Source organism: Sphingobium sp. B12D2B (assembly GCF_025961775.1).
In the GTDB taxonomy this organism is placed as follows: Bacteria; Pseudomonadota; Alphaproteobacteria; order Sphingomonadales; family Sphingomonadaceae; genus Sphingobium.
On sequence record NZ_JAOQOH010000001.1, the window covers coordinates 25,146 to 41,970 of the forward strand.

A 16,825-nucleotide genomic window follows, 5' to 3' on the forward strand; every position below is an offset into this window, starting at 1 on the left:
GCGCGGGTTCAAGCCGCGCGCCGGTCCTCCGTCAGGGCCGCGTCATCCTCCACCAAGGCGCGGTGGAGAGCGCCGACGGCGGTCTCATAATCCTCGACAGCGACGATGAACTGCACGTCGACATTGCGGATCTGGTGCTGCATCGCGATGATCGGCACGCCTTCATCCGCGAGCGCGCGCAAGGCATCGGCCAGCAGCCCCGCCCGCGAGATGTCGCTGCCGATCACCGAGACGATCGCCACCGGCTGGGCCGAGATCGCCGCATCCGGATAGCGTCCCTGCAGATCCGCGATCACGCGCTTCACCGTGGGGGCGTCCGTCGAGAGATAATGGGTGATCGTGTTGGCGTTGGAGGCCTTGCTGACGATCCACGCGCCGTGGCGGGTCAACGCCTCGAGGATCGCGGCGTCATAGCCCTTCACCCCGACCATATCCTGCTCGAAGAACTGCAGGGCCTGCGCCTGGCGCACGCCGGTCACGATTTCAACGCGCGGCGTATCGGAGACATATTTGCCACAGATGAGCGTGCCGCCATCCTCCCGGTCGAAGGTATTGCGCACGCGCAGCGGAATGTCCGTCTGGCGCAAGCCCCGCCCGGCGCCCGGGTGAATGGCCTCCATGCCCAGATTGGCGAGCTGATCGGCCACATCATAATTGGTGCGGCCAATCTTGCGGGCCTTGTCCGTCCCGACGAGGCGCGGGTCGGCACTCGACAAGTGGAATTCCTTGTGGATCACCGCCTCCCGCGCGCCCGTTAGCACCGCGATGCGCGAGAAGGTCATCTCCGAATAGCCGCGGGCATACAGCCGCACCATGCCCTCGCTGCACCCGGCATAGCCGGTCACGATCGGCAGCGTGTTGCTGAGATCGATGGACGCGAAGGCCTGCAGGATGCGCTCATCCAGTTCGCGCATGTCCTGCTGGTCCCACAAGGTGAGATCGACGAACGCGGCGTTGACGCCCCGGTCGCGCAGCAGCAGCGCCGTCGAATGCGCGCTGTGCGCCTCGCCGAGGCCGGCGAGCAACTCGCGCACCGTCACCAGCTGCTCCTTGAGGCAGAAGCGGCCATGGCTGCGCAGCCGCGCCAGATCATCGAGGCAGGCAGCGACGGTGGCGATCCGCATCTCGACAAAGGCGTCCGCTTCGGCGAGGCTTTCTTCGCGCACGAACATCCCGGCGTTTCGCGTCTTCATCGCGTCGCGCACCGCATCCATGGCGTGGCGCCAGCCATCGGCATCGTCATCCGCGACAAAGCGGGCATAGACCCCCGGCTCGCCGCTCTTCTTGTGCTCCAGCAGCAGGTCGGTCATGCCGGCATAGGCCGAGACGACGAAGATGCGGTTGTAGAGATCGGCACCCTTGCGGCCGGCGATCAGCACATTGTCGAACAAAGTCGTCGTGGCGGCCATGGATGTACCGCCGATCTTTTCCACACTATGGCTCATGCCAGCGCCTCCTCCATCAACGGCCCCTTCACAGGCGTGATCGCCTGCGGCTCGCCTCGCGCGGCAATGAAGGCCGGGCGCGGCGTCTCGACACCGAACGGCGCGACCAGTCGGTTGCAGACGGCATTGTAGACCAGAAAGGCATTGGCGCGCGGGAAGGGCGTGATGTTGCCGTTCGACCCATGCATAATGTTGCAGTCGAAAATCACCACGGACCCCGGCTTGCCGGTCGGCGCGACGATGCCGAACGTGTCGGCCAGCTCGGCGAGATTGTCCTCGTCCGGCACGCCATATTCCTGCTTCTTGAGAGACTGGCGATAATGGTCCTGCGGCGTTTCACCGACGCAGGTGAGGAACTGGCGATGCGATCCGGGGATCAGCATCAGCGGGCCATTATGCGGCGTGTTTTCGGCCAGCAGCACGGACATGGACAGGGCGCGCATGCGCGGCATCCCGTCTTCCACATGCCACGTCTCGAAATCGCTGTGCCAGTAGAATTCCTTGCCGCGAAAACCGGGCTTATAGTTGAGCCGGGACTGGTGGATGTATACCTCGTCGCCCAGCAGGAAGCGGGCGACCTCGGCCAGGCGCGCATCGGCGGCCAGCCGCCCGAGCACCGGACTTTGCGCGTGGATGCGGAAGATGGAGCGGATCTCGCGGCTGCCCGGCTCGCTGATCACCGTTTCGTCTTCCAGCGCATCGGGATCGGCCAGCAGCTTGCCGGCGTGGCGCTGGAGGAACGCGACTTCCTCGTCGGAAAACAGGTCTTCCAGCACCAGATAGCCGTCGCGGTCGAAGCGCTCGGCCTGTGCGCGGCTGATGGGTGCGTCCTCGCTCCAGTCGCTGTGAACGACGGGGTCGCGGCGCGGCGAAAAGGCCGCCACGCTATCGTGGCGGGATGGGTAGAGGTCTTGCATGCTTCTCCCCCTTCTAATGGTTGAAAGGTAGTTCAGTCGGCGAGCGCGGGCTCGCGCGGGGCACTGGTGTCGGCGGGATAGGCGCCATGTTCGTCATGGACTTCCTGGCCCGTCACCGGCGGATTGAAGGTGCACGCGCACAATATGTCCGTCTCCGGGCGCACGATGTGCCGGTCATGGTCGTTGAGGGCGTACATGACGCCGGGCGAGAGCTTGTGCGTGATGCCCGTGCCCAGATCCTCGATGGTGCCGGTGCCCTTGAGGACCAGCACCGCCTCCAGATGGTTCTGGTAATGCATGTGCAGTTCCTCACCCGCGTGCATGGTGGTGACGTGGAAGGAAAAGCCCATATCGTCGTCCTTGAGCAGGAGGCGTGCGCTCTCCCAGCCCTTGGACTTCACGTTGCGGTCCGTCTTGCGGATGTCCTGCAGCTTGCGAACGATCATATTGCGTATCTCCTCTTACTCTGCGGCGACGCCATAAGGGACGCTGAGCGCGGACCCGATGCTCTCCTCGAGAATGTCGAGGCCGGCCGACAGCACGTCGTCCTCGATCACGAGAGGCGCGAGCACCTTCACGATCTCGTCATGTGCACCGCTGGTTTCGATGATGAGCCCCTGCGCAAAGCAGGCGGCGGTGATGGTTTCGGCGACCTCGCCGGATCCGACATCGATGCCGCGCATCATGCCGCGGCCGCGGGTGGAGAGGCCATGCTCGGCGGCCATCGCTTCCAGCCGCCGCTCCAGCAGCGCGCCGCGACGGGCGATGTCCTGCTGGAATGTGTCGTCGCTCCAGAAATGGCGAAGCGCGGCGGTGGCGGTCACGAAGGCATGGTTGTTGCCCCGGAAGGTGCCATTATGCTCGCCCGGCGACCATTGATCGAGCGCGGGGCTGAACAAAGTGAGCGCAAAGGGCAGTCCCATGCCGGAGAGCGACTTCGCCATCGTCACGATGTCCGGCGCGAAGCCCATGCCCTCGAAGCTGAAGAAGTTGCCGGTGCGGCCGCAGCCCGCCTGAATATCGTCGATAATCAGCAGCGCGCCGTGGCGCTTGGCGATCGCGGCGATCTTGCGGAGCCATTCCGCTGACGCGACATTGAGCCCACCTTCGCCCTGCACCGTCTCGACCAGAATGGCAGCCGGCGCATCGAGGCCGCTGGACGGATCGGAGAGGCGGCGTTCCAGCAGCTCGGCCGTGTCGACGTCCGGCCCATGATAGCCATCATAGGGCTCATGCGCGACATGACTTAGCGGCACGCCGGCGCCACCGCGCTTGGCGGCATTGCCGGTGCAGGCCAGCGCGCCCAGCGTCATGCCATGGAAGCCGTTGGTGAACGCGATCACCATCTCGCGACCGGTGATCTTGCGGGCGAGCTTGATCGCCGCCTCGACCGCATTGGTGCCGGTCGGCCCGGTGAACATGGCCCGATAATCCAGTCCGCGCGGGCGCAGAATGACCTCTTCCAGCGCAGCGAGAAAATCCGCCTTCGCATCGGTGTGCAGGTCGAGGCCGTGGGTGATGCCGTCGCTGGCGACATAATCGACCAGCGCGCTTTTGAGCACCGGATGATTATGGCCGTAGTTGAGCGTCGAGCAGCCCGACAGGAAGTCGAGATAGCGGCCACCCTGATTGTCGTGCATCCAGACGCCCTGCGCGCGGTTGAACTGACGCGGCATGGAGCGCGCATAGCTGCGCACGCCGGATTCCCGCCGCTCATAGATGGCGGTGTCGGGTTTGCGGGCCGTGGGATGGGGCAAGATGTTGGCGGTCATGCTGTCAGCGTTCCTTCTTCTGTTGCGGCTGCCAGATGAGGCAGCGGGCCGAGGCGCGCCTGCCACTCGGTGGCGTGCGCTCCGGCAAAATGTGGCTCGCGCTCAAAGCGCGCGGTCTTCTCGATGGGGACGTTCCACCGCCGCGCCAGTCCTTCGAACAGCGCCCAGGATGCACGGTTGTCCTGCGTGATCGTGGTCGTGATGTGAGTCACGCCATGCTGCTGCGGGCGCGCCAGCAAGGCCTCGATCATCCGGCCTGCGAGGCCATGGCCCCGCATGGCGGCGGCGATGGCCACCTGCCAAACGAACAACGTCTCGGGCGATTGCGGCACGCGATAGCCAGACACCCAGCCCACCAGTGCGCCATCGCATTCCGCGACGGCACAGCTATCGGCGAAATCGGTGCACTGGAGCAGATTGCAATAGGCGGAGTTCGCATCCAGCGGCGGTGATGCGGCAATCAGGGCACTGACGGCAGGCCCGTCCGTGGCAGCGGGCTTTCGAAGCGAGATAGATCGCCCCTCGCGATCTAAAAAGTGCGCAGAAGCCCTTGGCGGCTCAAGAGCCGCTGTAGCTTGTCGATCAAAGATTGTTTATCTCCCGAATTATCTTTTCTGAGACGCGACGCTGCGCAGAGCGTCGTTCGGCGCCATATATGGCACTTATCTCGCTCACTTCAACCGGAAGAGGCAAATTTTAGTTCATCTGATAAAGCATATGCCCGCCCGCTCCCGTCGTTCCGGCGAATTGGCGTGGGACGCGCCTTGCGCTATCGACACGGCATGAGCCTCGATATTGCTTCGTCCACTTTGCGCGCCTTGCGACGGATTCTCCGCGCCACGGAGATCGGCAGCCGCCAGCTCGCCACGGCCACCGGCCTCACCCCCTCGCAACTGCTGGTGCTGCGGGAAATCGCCGCCGCCTCCTCCGCCACGCCAAGCGCAATTGCCCAATCGCTGCAGTTCAGCCAGGCCACCATCACGGCGATCGTAGACCGCCTTGTCGCCTTGGGCTTTGTCCAGCGGGAGCGCAGCGAACGCGACAAGCGGCAGTTCCATCTGCATGTTCTGGCGGCGGGAGAAACCGCCCTTTCAGAAGCGCCCGATCCCCTTCAGGCGACCTTCACCGAGCGCTTTTCAGCCCTGCCCGTCTGGGAACAGGCGATGGTCCTCGCCGCGACCGAGCGTCTCGCCATGTTGATGGACGCCGAACATATCGACGCAGCGCCCTTGCTCGACAGCGGCCCCATCGACCGGGCCCGGCCGCATTCATCCTGAGCGCTGATCCCGGCGCTTACAGAGCCTGCCGGACTTCCGCCATGGCGCGGGCGATGGCCGCCTTCAGCTCACCCTGCGAGAACGGCTTGCCCAACTTGAGGACGTTGAGGCCGCTATCCGTCGGCACCTCGCCATAGCCAGTGGCGAGGATGATCGGCAGGCGGATGTCCTCGGCCATCAGCTGCATGGCAAGCTGCACGCCGGTCATGTTCGGCATGGCCTGATCGGTGACGAGCAGGTCGATGCCCGGATTGTCCCGCAAGATCTTAAGAGCATCGGCCGCGCAATCGGCCTCCCACACCTGATGGCCGAGATCTTCCAGGAACGCCGCCGTGTTCATCAGGATGAGCGGATCATCGTCCACGGCGAGAATTTTGAGCGGGCGAACCTTGCCGTCCGCAGACAGCGCGGGCTCCGCCTCCCGTGCCGGCCGGTTGGCGTCGTCGCTGGAGACGGGGAACCAGAGCGCCGCCGTCGTCCCGATGCCGGGTGCGCTCGTCAGGGTAAAGGTGCCCCCGAGCTGGCGCACAAGGCCATGGATCATCGACAGGCCAAGGCCCGTTCCCTTGCCGACGCCCTTGGTGGTGAAGAACGGCTCGGTCGCCCGCGCCAGCGTCTCGGCATCCATCCCCGTGCCCTGGTCTATGACCAGAATGCGCACGTAGCTGCCCGGCGCCAGTTCGGCCGATTCGCCCGGCGCGATCCGCTTGGTATCCGTCTCGATCCGGATCGCGCCGCCATCGGGCGAGGCGTCGCGCGCATTCACCAGCAGGTTGAGCAGCGCCATCTCGATCTGGTTGGGATCGGCGACGATGAACGGGCCGTCCGCAACGCCATGAAATTCGAGCGGCCAGAGCGGCCCCAGCGTCCGCTGCGCCAGTTCCTTGAGCCCGTCGAGCAGCGAGGAGACGTTGACCGGTTCGGGCGAGAGGTCCTGCCGCCGCGCAAAGGCCAGCATGCGCTGGGTCAGTGCGGCGCCGCGCTCGGCGCCCTGCTGGGCATTGTCGAGGAGTCGCTTCGACATCGGGTCATCGGGGATCCGCTTGCCGAGCAGCGAGAGACTGCTCGTGATGGCCATCAGCAGATTGTTGAAATCATGCGCGACGCCGCCGGTCAGCTGGCCGATGGCTTCCATCTTCTGGCTCTGCCGCAGCGCATCTCGCGCCGCTTCGAGCTCCGCATTGCGGGCCTTGGTTTCGCTGAGGTCACGGCCGACCGCGACGAAGTTCACGCCATCGGGCTCCGGCGCGACGGTCCACTCGATATGCTTCCAGCCGCCATCGCGCGTCGCAATGCGGTTCTCGAACCGCGTCGGCTCCCCGGTTTGGGCCATGCGCTCAATGGCTTCCAGCGTGGGCGGCATGTCTTCGGGATGCATGAAGGTCGCATAACCACGGGTGAGAAGCTCGGCTTCGGTCCAGCCCAGCACCTGCGTCCAGGCCGGGCTCACGGCGGACATCATGCCGGTGAAATCGGCGCGCGCGAGCATATCCTGCGACAAGGTCCACAGCCGGTCCCGCTCCGAGCGCGCGCGTTCCACGGCGACCTTGACGCGTTCGCCCACCTCCTGAACGAGCGTTTCCTCCTCCGCCGTCCAGACGCGCGGCGTGGCATTCTGGACCGCGAGCAAGCCCACCCACTGTTTTTCCTCGAACAGCACCACGTCCACAAAGGCGCCGACCTCGCGCGCGCCAAGGCCGGCCTTTGCCTCGGCGCTCAGGCGCGCGTCGGCCTGCACATCGCGCACCACCACGGGCGTGCCGACGCGATACGCGTTCAGCAGATCCGGGCCGAAGGCTTCGAGCGAATGTTCGCCGACGATCGATCCGACACCGCGATGATGATCGCGCTCGACGGTCATGCGGCCGTCGGTGATTTCCGCGTAGAACACCCGGCTGGCCGAGAGATACGCCCCAAGGCGTTCCGCCGTCAGGGCAATGACGTCGGCCGGCGTGGTCAAAGGGCGCAACGCGTCGGACAGCGACATCAGGAATTCGGTCTTGCGCTCAGCCGCAACGCGTTCGGTCGTTTCGGCGAGAATGCAGATGACGCCCGCCGGTTGGCCCTGCTCATCGAGCACCGGCGAATAATCGAGGTCCATCCACACCTGCTCGGGCCGGCCGTGGCGGTGCAGCGTCAATTCCTGATCGCGATAATGGAGCGTCTTGCCGGCCAGCCCGACCTTCATGACATTGTCGTTGAAGTCGGCGACCTCGCCCCATCCTTCCCGAACATTGGAACCCAGAAGCTCGGGGTGGCGCCCGCCCGCGAAGCCGGAATAGGCGTCGTTATACAGCATGACGCCTTCCTCGCCCCACAACATCACGATCGGCACCTGCGAGCGAAGCAGCAGCGAAACGGCGCATTTGAGGCAGGGCGCCCAGTCTTCGATCGGACCGAGTGGCGTGGCGCTCCAGTCCCTGTCCCTGATCAACGCAGCGCACTCGCCCCCGCCAGCCAGGAAGGCCAGATCGGCAGAGGCCAGATGTTGAGCGCGCGCAGGCATATTCTGGAGCATTCGTATCGAGATCCTATCGAGGGCCGCCCGCGAGATTTTGCCATCTTCGCCGATACGCCAAGGTCTTACGGTTTATCTCACCACCTACGGTCGCGAAATGCCATTTTGTACAGAGTCTGCTCGGCGCTTTCACCCAAAGACTAGCCTGTGCCCGCTCTGAAACAGGAACAGGCTACAAACAGCAGAAATCTCGGGCCGTCTTGGAATGCAGAGGAGCCAAAAATGGCGGGCGCTGCGGCGTCATCCGACTCAGATGAGCCTGGACGGGAGGAAGTCTTCAGGGCGTACGCCCCACCCAGACTCAGTCCGCGTCGATCATGAACAGCGTGTTTTCCCGATATTTCGGGTCCATCCGGTCGAACAGCGGGTGGACATCGAACGTGGTCTCAAGAACGTCCAGCTCGCTCAGGCCCGCCAGATTGTAGCTGCCGACCTTCGGTTCGCGCGGCTCGGCGCCGTCGCGGGTGATGGTGATGGCATCGATGAAGTAGCTGTCATTGCGCTTGTAGAGCACATGCGGCGCGAGCACGAGCGCCAGCTTGTTGTAGCGGGCGGAAAGACAGCGACGCAGCGCGATCGCTTCAAAGATGCGACTATTGTCCATGGCCGGGCCATTGGCCGGTTTGTCGCCGATTATCAAGGCCCATGGCGTGTTTTGCCCGGCGGGAGCGTTGCGCGCTATGCAGCCCGCGCACGGCGCACACCTTCACGATGCGCAAAGGCGGCGGCGCGCATCCTCATATTCCGTGGCGAATCGCGCGATGAGCGCAGCGGCCGGCAACACATCGGTGACCGCGCCAATGCCCTGGCCGGCGCCCCAAATGTCCTTCCACGCCTTGGCGCCTGTCGCCGCAGCGAAGTCCATCGCCGATGGGTCGCTTGCGGGCAGCGCATCCGGGTCCAGCCCCTGTGCGAGGATGGACGCGCGCAGATAATTGCCGGAGACGCCGGTGAAGTAATCCGAATAGACGATGTCCGCCGCCTGCCCGTCCACGATGCCTTGCTTGTAGGCCGCGCTGGCCCGCGCTTCCTGCGTGGCGATGAAGGCCGAGCCGATATAGGCAAAGTCCGCGCCCATCGCCTGCGCGGCAGCGATGCCGCTGCCGGTGGCGATGGCGCCGGAAAGGGCGATTGGCCCGTCGAACCACGCCCGCGTCTCCGTCACCAGCGCGAAGGGCGACTGGCTGCCGGCATGGCCACCCGCGCCCGCCGCCACCAGGATCAGGCCGTCCGCGCCCTTTTCGACCGCCTTGTGAGCGAAGCGCTGATTGATGACGTCATGGAAGACGAGGCCGCCCCAGGCCTTCACCGCCGCATTCACCTCCTCATTGGCGCCCAGCGAGGTGATGATCAGCGGCACCTTGAAGCGGGCGCAGATCGCAAGATCCTCCATCAGGCGCGGGTTGGAGCGATGAACGATGAGATTGACGGCAAAGGGTGCGGCCGGCGCCTCGGGATGGGCGGCATCATGCGCCGCGAGTTCGGTGACGATGCGCTCCAGCCAGTCCTCGAGCCGGTCCGGCGCGCGGGCATTCAGCGAGGGCATGGCACCGATGATGCCCGCCTTGCACTGCGCGATGACCAGATCGGGATTTGAGATGATGAACAGCGGCGCGCCGATGACGGGCAGGCGCAAACCACGGCGAAGGCTCTCGGGAACGGACACCAGTTTCTCCTCTCCCGCCCGGCCTGACATGGCGGCCTGCACCCGTCAATGCCGGCGAAAATCGCATCGTTACCGTTTCATTTACCATCCGCGCGCTACCGCTACGGCAGGGCCAATCGAGGCCAAGGGGGTAAGCGGCATGGGACAGACAAGAACGATGCGGGCGGGCCTGACATGGGCAGCGCCGGATGTGACGAGCTTGCTGGCGCGGTTGTTCGCTCGCACGAGTCGCGCGCAGGCATCGGTTCAGAGTCAGGCTGCACCCTCCGCATGGAGCCCAAGGCCGGCGCCTCGCTTTCGTATGAACGACGACCTGCCCACCGCTCCGGATGTGGCGGAGACAGCGCCGACGCCGCGCCGCCCGGCCCTCATGCTCGTCACCGAGACCAACGCGCTGCCTGCATGGGCGTCGTTCAGCGCGGTCATGCCAGCGCCGCTCAGCGATCTGGAGGTCAGCGCGCTGGCCGCTGCGCACTGGCCCCGCATACGACCGATAAGCGATGAGGCTGCCATCCCTGCTGCCAGCGATGCAACGGAGGAGGACTCTGCCGCGATGCAGGCCGCGCTGAGTGAGGCGCTCGCCCGCCTGCGCGCGCTGACCATCCAGTCCCGCCACTGACAAAGCGGCACCGCACGCCGGTCACCAGTCCTCGATCGTGAGGACGGCCAACGCCATCTCCACCCCGCCATCCTGCGCATCCATCACGGAATCGACCGCCAGATCGACGACGATGTGATGGACGAGGGCGATCTCGGCGTCCGGCAAGGTCTTGGTCAGCGCCGTCGCCCTGTCCCACGCATCCGGACCTGCGAGGTGCAGCACGATCCGATGCTGCGCACCGACGAACGTCGCGCTGCACCAGGGGCGCTGTCCCCCATCCTCCACAGCACAGTCCGGACCGGCCAGCGCCTGCAAGGCAGCCAGCAGACGGCCGTGACAATCGCGCCGTGTGCTGCGGGGCGGAGCAGCCGTGCGAGGCAAGAGGCTGGTGGTGACCGATGAACGGGCCGGCCTGGATCTCAACAGCGCTCTCATTGCGCACCTTCTTCATATATGTTCATGAAATGTTCTACGCGGCGCCGCGTGCGTTCGGAGGGTTCACGCCCCCGACGCAGATCATGCACGAAGCGGGGATCGCGCACGCATTCGCGACCGAAACGGGTTGCCGCCATGCCTGTACGGCGCAGGAATAACTCTATGGATCTCAGGACCGTCATCGCCAACCGAACCTCCTCACTGGACTCGACAATAGGAAGACCCCTAGGTTCTAAAGTTATTTCCTACTTGTCTAGGAAAATTCCTATGTGTAGTGTTCCGCAATGGACAGCGTCGATGCGAGAGCTAATCTGGAGCGGCTGATTCAAGAGCGTGGGGAAAGCTATGGCAGCATTTCCCGCCTGCTCGGTCGCAATCCGGCCTATATTCAGCAGTTCGTGAAGCGCGGCTCGCCCCGCAAGCTGGACGAGGCCGATCGCCAGCTGCTCGCCCGCTTCTTTGGCGTCGAGGAGGCGCTGCTCGGCGGCTCTTCAGCACTGACGCCCAACCCGATGAGACACAGCGCACCCCTGCCGCGCGGGCTCATCGCAGTTCCCCGACTCGCTCTCGGCGCCTCTGCCGGCCTTGGCGCGCTGGTCGAGGATGAGGCGGCGGCCGGCGCGCTAGCCTTCGACATGCGTTGGCTGAGAGCCCTGGGCGGCCAGCCCGATCAGCTCTCCATCATCCGCGTGGATGGCGAATCGATGGCGCCGACGCTCAGCGATGGCGACGACATCATGGTCGATCGGGCCGATGGCATCGATCGGCTGCGCGATGGCATTTATGTGCTGCGCATGGATGATGTGCTGATGGTCAAGCGCGTCGCGCTCGCGCCCCGCCGCGGGCTCTTCTCGATCCGCAGCGACAACCCGCTCTATCCCGCATGGGAGGATGTCGACCCCGCCCTCGTCAATATCGTCGGTCGCGTGATCTGGGCCGGGCGCCGGGTGGGCTGATCGCCTCGCCGGCTATCCGGGGCGACCACGGCGCGCGAGGCGGCACGGCCTGATTTCGCTCGGCTCGACACGGCGTTCGCCGGGCTCGAAACGCGCCAGATAGCCGCCCGCCGCTGTCCGGCCTTCCATGCCGACGAAGCGGAAGCCGATTGCTTCGAACTCGCAGCGCAGCAGCGCCGGCGGCGTGCCATGATGCTCGGTCGGGCGATCGATATCGACGACCACCACCTGCCCGCCAGGCTTGAGCGCGGGATAGAGCCGCCAGAGAAAGGCGTAGGGCTCGGCGATCTCATGATACATGTGCACCATCAGCACCCGGTCGAAGCTGTGCTCCGGCAGGCGCGGATCGTCCGGCGTGCCGAGCTTGACGCTGACATTGTCCCGATTCTCGCGGGTCACGCGCTGGCCGAGCTGGTCGATCACCTCGGCGATGATGTCCTGCCCGAGCACGCGACCCCTCGGCCCGACCCGTGTGGCAAGCCGCACGGTGTAGTATCCCTCACCCGCGCCGATGTCCGCCACGGTCATGCCGGGCGCGATGCCGGCGCGGTCCATGATTTCCTCGGCCTCGTTGACCCGGTCGCGCGCCTCCTCCGTGGACCAGCGCGTCGAGATGATCGGCGCCACCGGCCGGTCGGCGCGGGGGAAGGCTTCGGCCGTGTCGGGCCGACCACTGGACGCCGGCGCGAGCGAATCGCAGCCCGAAAGCAAGGCAGGGCCAAGCAGCAGGACCAGCGCGGCAGAGCGCCGCGCATCCCGCCCGCCCAGCATCAGTCGACATCCTCGACGTCGACCTTCTCCCCGGTCACCTTCTGGCTGAGCGCGGCCGCCATGAACGGATCGAGCGCGCCGTCCAGCACGTCATCGGGCGCGGTGGAGGTGACGCCGGTGCGCAGATCCTTCACCAGCTGATAGGGCTGCAGCACATAGGAGCGGATCTGGTGGCCCCAGCCGATCTCGGTCTTGGCCTGATAATCGGTGTTGGCTTCGGCCTCGCGCTTCTGCAGCTCCGCCTCATAGAGGCGCGCCTTGAGCATATTCATCGCGGTGGCGCGGTTCTTGTGCTGGGAGCGGTCATTCTGGCTCGCCACGATGATGCCGGAGGGCACGTGGGTGATGCGGACCGCGGAATCGGTGGTGTTGACGTGCTGACCGCCCGCGCCGGACGCGCGATAGGTATCGATCTTGAGGTCGCTTTCCTTGATCTCGATCTCGATATTATCGTCGATCACCGGATAGACCCAGACCGAGCTGAATGACGTGTGGCGCCGGGCGGAGCTGTCATAGGGGCTGATCCGCACCAGCCGGTGCACGCCGCTCTCGGTCTTGGCGTAGCCATAGGCATTCTCGCCTTTGAGCAGCAGCGTCGCGGACTTGATGCCCGCCTGTTCGCCCGCCTGATACTCGATCATCTCGACCTTATAGCCGCGCTTCTCGGCCCAGCGCTGGTACATGCGCAGCAGCATTTCGGCCCAGTCCTGGCTCTCGGTGCCGCCGGCGCCGGCATGGATTTCCAGATAGGTGTCGTTGCCGTCCGCCTCGCCGGAGAGCAGTGCCGTCACCTTGTCGCGGTCGGCCCGCTCGGCCAGCGCGGCGAGGCCTGCGAGGCCCTCATTGGCCATCTCCTCGTCGCCCTCGGCATCCGCCATGTCGATCAGCTCGACGGTGTCGTTCATCTCGGATTCGATGGCGCGGGTGGCGTTGATGGCAGCGTCGAGCCGCTGGCGCTCGCGCATGACGTCCTGCGCCGCCTTGGGATCATCCCACAGCGTCGGATCCTCCACGCGCGCGTTCAACTCATCCAGGCGGCGCAGCGCGCGATCCCAGTCGAGGAACCGGCGCAGCAAATCCAGCGCTGCCTGAATGTGGTCGACATGGGCCTGCGCTTCGGCACGCATGAGAAATCTCCGTCAAGTCCGTGGCCAAATGGTGGGCCGAATGCAGCCCGATGCGACGCCGCTTCCCCCCGGTCAAGGGGCGAGAAGGCCGGCCTTGGCACAGCGGGCGGAAAGTTGCTCTCAGATCAACGACTGATCGGGCGGATCGGATACGGCGGAATCGCCCTGCCGCGCGCGGCCGCGCTGCCGCCAGCGATGGGCCACCCAGCCGCGCCAGCCGAGGTGGACGAGGCAAAAGCCCAGGATCGATGCGACGATGGCGAACAGCAGAAGCCCGAGCGCGGTGGGTGCCGCAAAATCCAGCGCGCGCGCGCCGATGGAGCGAATCATGGTATCGCCGCTTGCCGAGAGCCGGTCGCCCAGCACACCATGCCCCAGCTTGTACGCCGCGAAATAAATCGGCGGGAAGGTCAGCGGGTTGGTGACCAGCGTTGCGCACGCAGCGGTCAATATGTTGGCCCGTGCCGAAAATGCCAGCATGGCCGCAACCGGCGTCTGCCCGAAGGGAATCAGGAAGCCCGCGAACAGACCCAGCGCGACCCCGCGCGCTGTCGACCGCCGGTTGAAATGCCAGAGCAGCGGGTGCGCAATGCGGTGCGCGAACGGCTTCATCCACCGATTCGACAGCAAGCTTTCGCGGGTCGGCAGGCAGCTGATCAACCAGCGCTTCAAGACGGGTCCTCCATGACAGGCGACCTGTCTAACCCATCGAGGCTGAGCATCGCGTGAACGCGGCGCACAAGGACGGGACAAGGAACGGGCCAGACACGCGATATTAGGTCGCCGGGCCTGTGGCTCAATAGATGCCGCCCTGCTCCCCGGCGAAATCGCGGCTCGCATCCCGGCGGGTCGCCGCTGGCTTGTCTTCCCGCGCCCGCTCTTCCAGCTCGTCGCGACGCATGGAAATGCGCGGCTCGGTTTCCGGCTTGAACGCTTCCCAGATGATCGCGGTGCGCGGATCGTCCGACGGCCAGCCGCCATAGACGCGCTTGCCGCTGCGCCGGTCGACTCGCACCATGCGGACGCCCGCCGGCGCCACGAACGGCGTCTTGGGCATATCCTTGAGAATGGGCGTCATGGCCGATTTCCAGATCGGCGCCGCCATCGTGCCACCCTGGGCATAACCGCCCATGTTCCGGGGCTGATCGTAGCCGATATAGACACCGGCCACGATGTCCGGCGATCCGCCCACGAACCAGACGTTGGTCGGGCCGTTGGTGGTGCCGGTCTTGCCGAACAGCGGCCGATCGAGATCGCGCAGGCTGGTCGCGGTGCCGCGCTGGATCACGCCCTCGGTGATGTGCACCATCTGATAGGCGGTCATCGGGTTCATCGCCTGCCGACCGCCATGGGCGAAGCGCGGCATGGCCTTGCCGTTCCAGTCATCGGCATTGCAGCCCTGGCACGGCTTCCAGTTGCGCGGCCAGATCACCTGGCCGTTGCGGTCCTGCACATAATCCATCACCTTGGGGGTGAGCTGGCGGCCGTGATTGGCGAGCATCGCATAGGCATTGACCATCTTCTCGACGGTCGTCTCACCCGCGCCGAGCGCGAAGGCGAGATAGGGCTGGTAATCGCCGATGCCCATCGCCTTGATCGTGCGGACGACGCGGTCCATGCCGGTCTGCGCGGCCGTGCGCACCGTCATCAGGTTGCGCGATTGCTCGATGCCCCAGCGCATCGTCTGCGCGCCACCGCCCCCGCCGGAGAAGTTGCGGAAGCACTTCTGCCCGAGATTGGCGCCCTGCCACACGCAGAAGGGGCCATCGACGATGATCGAGGCGGGCGTCATGCCATTGTCGAGCGCGGCGGCATAAACGAACGGCTTGATGGTCGAGCCGGGCTGCCGCATCGCCTGCGTCACCCGGTTGTATGAAGACAGGCGCGCATCGAACCCGCCCTGCATGGCGAAGACCCGGCCGGTGTGGACGCCCTCGATCATGAAGCCGCCTGAGACGCCCGGAACGTTGCGCAGCGCATAGGCATTGCCTTCGGGCTTCACCGCGATGACATCGCCGGGCTTGAGCGAATCGAAGGTCGGCCGGCCATTGCGCCGGTCCGCGAGCAGGGCCGACGAGCGCGGCAATGTGCCGGTCTGGCCACCGGGCAGGCCGAGCGAGGCGCTGCTGCCGGACTTGTCCAGCACCACCGCGACGGTCCAGTCCGCATAATCAATGCCGAGATTGGACGCGGCGAGCTCGCTTTCCCAGCGATCCAGATTGTCGATCTTCGCGATCGGCCCGGACCAGCCCTTGCCCGAATCATAGCGCAGCAGGCCCTCGCGCAGGGCCCGCGCCGCCTGCTCCTGCATGAAAGGCGAGAGCGGCGAGCGCACCCACAGGCCGCCTGCATAGACGCTGTTGGGGCCATGCTCGGCAGCTTCACCGAACTCGGCGATCAACCGCCGCCGGATTTCCTCGATATAATAGCCGCCCACAGCACTGTAGCCGCTGCCGCGCTGCCGCACCGCGCCGAGCGGCTGCGCACGCGCTTCCCCAAACTGGCCCTGCGTGATGAAGCGGTTGCGCAGCATCTCGCCCAGCACCCAGTTCCGCCGTTCGAGCGCGCGATCCATGTGCACTTCCGGGCGATAGTTCGCCGGCCCTTTGGGCAGGATCGCGAGATAGGCCGCCTCGTGCAGCTTGAGATCGCCGACATCCTTGTCGAAATAGGCGCGCGCCGCAGCCTGCACGCCATAAGCGTTGCGGCCAAGGAAGATCTGGTTGAGGTAAAGTTCGAGGATTTGCTGCTTGGTCAGCACGCTTTCCATGCGCCAGGCGAGGATCGCTTCCTTGAGCTTGCGCGTATAGCTCACCTCATTGCCGACCAGCAGGTTCTTGGCGACCTGCTGGGTGATCGTGGAGGTGCCGCGCGGCGTCTGCCCGCTCATCAGGCCTTGGAATGCGGCGCGGGCGAGCCCCGGATAATCCAGGCCGTGATGGCTGAAGAACGTCCGGTCTTCCGCAGCCAGATAGGCATTCACCAGCATCGGCGGGAAATCGGAATATTGCAGCTGGACGCGGCGCTCGCGGGCGAAGCTGTAGACGGGCTGGCCATCGATATCGCGCACCACCGTCGGCAGCGGCGGCTGGTAATCGAGCAGCGTGCGCGCATCGGGCAGATCGCGCGCAAACAGCAGCCAGAAGAGGAAAATCGCGCCAATGAAGGCCAGCAGCGCATAAGCCAGCCAGCGCCAGCGCCGCCGCTTCATCATGTCGCGCAGGCGCGCGCGCACGGCGTCAAGACGCCCGCCCCGCTGCAACCGGAAGCTCGTCGCTTCGTTTGTCGCTTCTTCCATGCGCGCCACCTAGACCAATTCTGCCGCGTGAGGGAACCGATT

Annotated in this window: 17 protein-coding genes; 3 read left to right on the top strand and 14 right to left on the bottom strand. The window is 65.5% G+C overall.

Annotated elements, in window-relative coordinates; translation table 11 throughout:
* Positions 1–8: 8 nt before the first annotated feature.
* From M2335_RS00100 to ectA, 5 genes are read right to left on the bottom strand one after another with little or no spacing between them, the layout of a single operon-like run.
* Entirely contained in the window at positions 9–1,445 is a 1,437-nt protein-coding gene (locus tag M2335_RS00100; RefSeq protein WP_264593405.1) for an aspartate kinase, read from the bottom strand.
* Complete coding sequence (gene thpD / locus M2335_RS00105; RefSeq protein ID WP_264593406.1) at positions 1,442–2,362, bottom strand: ectoine hydroxylase; 921 nt, start codon at positions 2,360–2,362, stop codon at positions 1,442–1,444. The genes M2335_RS00100 and thpD overlap by 4 nt, the downstream gene beginning before the upstream one ends.
* A 32-nt stretch (positions 2,363–2,394) precedes the next feature.
* The gene (locus M2335_RS00110; protein ID WP_264593407.1) at positions 2,395–2,808 is read right to left on the bottom strand and encodes an ectoine synthase; all 414 of its coding nucleotides are present in this window, start codon (positions 2,806–2,808) and stop codon (positions 2,395–2,397) included.
* Between the two features lie 15 nt (positions 2,809–2,823).
* Complete coding sequence (gene ectB, locus M2335_RS00115; RefSeq protein WP_264593408.1) at positions 2,824–4,134, bottom strand: diaminobutyrate--2-oxoglutarate transaminase; 1,311 nt, start codon at positions 4,132–4,134, stop codon at positions 2,824–2,826.
* Complete coding sequence (gene ectA, locus M2335_RS00120) at positions 4,131–4,646, bottom strand: diaminobutyrate acetyltransferase (RefSeq protein ID WP_264572314.1); 516 nt, start codon at positions 4,644–4,646, stop codon at positions 4,131–4,133. The genes ectB and ectA overlap by 4 nt, the downstream gene beginning before the upstream one ends.
* Positions 4,647–4,916: 270 nt before the next feature.
* On the opposite strand from ectA, the gene M2335_RS00125 reads away from it, so the two are divergent.
* Complete coding sequence (locus M2335_RS00125; RefSeq protein WP_264595324.1) at positions 4,917–5,411, top strand: MarR family winged helix-turn-helix transcriptional regulator; 495 nt, start codon at positions 4,917–4,919, stop codon at positions 5,409–5,411.
* Positions 5,412–5,427: 16 nt separating this feature from the next.
* Here M2335_RS00125 and M2335_RS00130 read toward each other — a convergent pair whose 3' ends face one another.
* The 3 genes from M2335_RS00130 to M2335_RS00140 form a co-directional block, all read right to left on the bottom strand.
* A complete protein-coding gene (locus tag M2335_RS00130) occupies positions 5,428–7,917 on the bottom strand; it encodes a PAS domain S-box protein (protein WP_264593409.1) in 2,490 nt (829 codons plus the stop codon).
* Between the two features lie 313 nt (positions 7,918–8,230).
* A complete protein-coding gene (locus tag M2335_RS00135) occupies positions 8,231–8,533 on the bottom strand; it encodes a hypothetical protein (RefSeq protein WP_181560836.1) in 303 nt (100 codons plus the stop codon).
* Positions 8,534–8,635: 102 nt separating this feature from the next.
* Positions 8,636–9,625 carry an NAD(P)H-dependent flavin oxidoreductase gene (locus M2335_RS00140; RefSeq protein ID WP_413716088.1) on the bottom strand — a complete coding sequence of 330 codons (990 nt, stop codon included), beginning with the start codon at positions 9,623–9,625 and terminating at the stop codon, positions 8,636–8,638.
* A 271-nt stretch (positions 9,626–9,896) separates the two neighbouring features.
* On the opposite strand from M2335_RS00140, the gene M2335_RS00145 reads away from it, so the two are divergent.
* Positions 9,897–10,214 (top strand): hypothetical protein, encoded by a 318-nt coding sequence (locus M2335_RS00145; protein WP_264593411.1) that lies wholly within the window; start codon positions 9,897–9,899, stop codon positions 10,212–10,214.
* Between the two features lie 21 nt (positions 10,215–10,235).
* Here M2335_RS00145 and M2335_RS00150 read toward each other — a convergent pair whose 3' ends face one another.
* The gene (locus M2335_RS00150; protein WP_264593412.1) at positions 10,236–10,619 is read right to left on the bottom strand and encodes a hypothetical protein; all 384 of its coding nucleotides are present in this window, start codon (positions 10,617–10,619) and stop codon (positions 10,236–10,238) included.
* Between the two features lie 8 nt (positions 10,620–10,627).
* On the bottom strand, positions 10,628–10,813 hold the full coding sequence (locus tag M2335_RS00155) for a hypothetical protein (protein WP_181561545.1): 186 nt from the start codon (positions 10,811–10,813) through the stop codon (positions 10,628–10,630).
* A gap of 102 nt (positions 10,814–10,915) precedes the next feature.
* Between M2335_RS00155 and M2335_RS00160 the strand changes: the two genes are divergently transcribed.
* Positions 10,916–11,587 carry a helix-turn-helix transcriptional regulator gene (locus M2335_RS00160; RefSeq protein ID WP_264593413.1) on the top strand — a complete coding sequence of 224 codons (672 nt, stop codon included), beginning with the start codon at positions 10,916–10,918 and terminating at the stop codon, positions 11,585–11,587.
* A gap of 12 nt (positions 11,588–11,599) precedes the next feature.
* Here M2335_RS00160 and M2335_RS00165 read toward each other — a convergent pair whose 3' ends face one another.
* The 4 genes from M2335_RS00165 to M2335_RS00180 form a co-directional block, all read right to left on the bottom strand.
* Positions 11,600–12,358, bottom strand: a complete 759-nt coding sequence (locus M2335_RS00165; RefSeq protein ID WP_264593414.1) for a class I SAM-dependent methyltransferase — start codon at positions 12,356–12,358, stop codon at positions 11,600–11,602.
* A complete protein-coding gene (gene prfB / locus M2335_RS00170; RefSeq protein WP_264593415.1) occupies positions 12,358–13,485 on the bottom strand; it encodes a peptide chain release factor 2 in 1,128 nt (375 codons plus the stop codon). Before prfB ends, M2335_RS00165 begins: the two co-directional genes overlap by 1 nt.
* A 120-nt stretch (positions 13,486–13,605) precedes the next feature.
* Positions 13,606–14,097 (bottom strand): DUF2062 domain-containing protein, encoded by a 492-nt coding sequence (locus M2335_RS00175; protein ID WP_264593416.1) that lies wholly within the window; start codon positions 14,095–14,097, stop codon positions 13,606–13,608.
* 184 nt (positions 14,098–14,281) lie between these two features.
* Positions 14,282–16,783 (bottom strand): penicillin-binding protein 1A, encoded by a 2,502-nt coding sequence (locus M2335_RS00180; RefSeq protein WP_264593417.1) that lies wholly within the window; start codon positions 16,781–16,783, stop codon positions 14,282–14,284.
* Between the last annotated feature and the right edge of the window lie 42 nt (positions 16,784–16,825).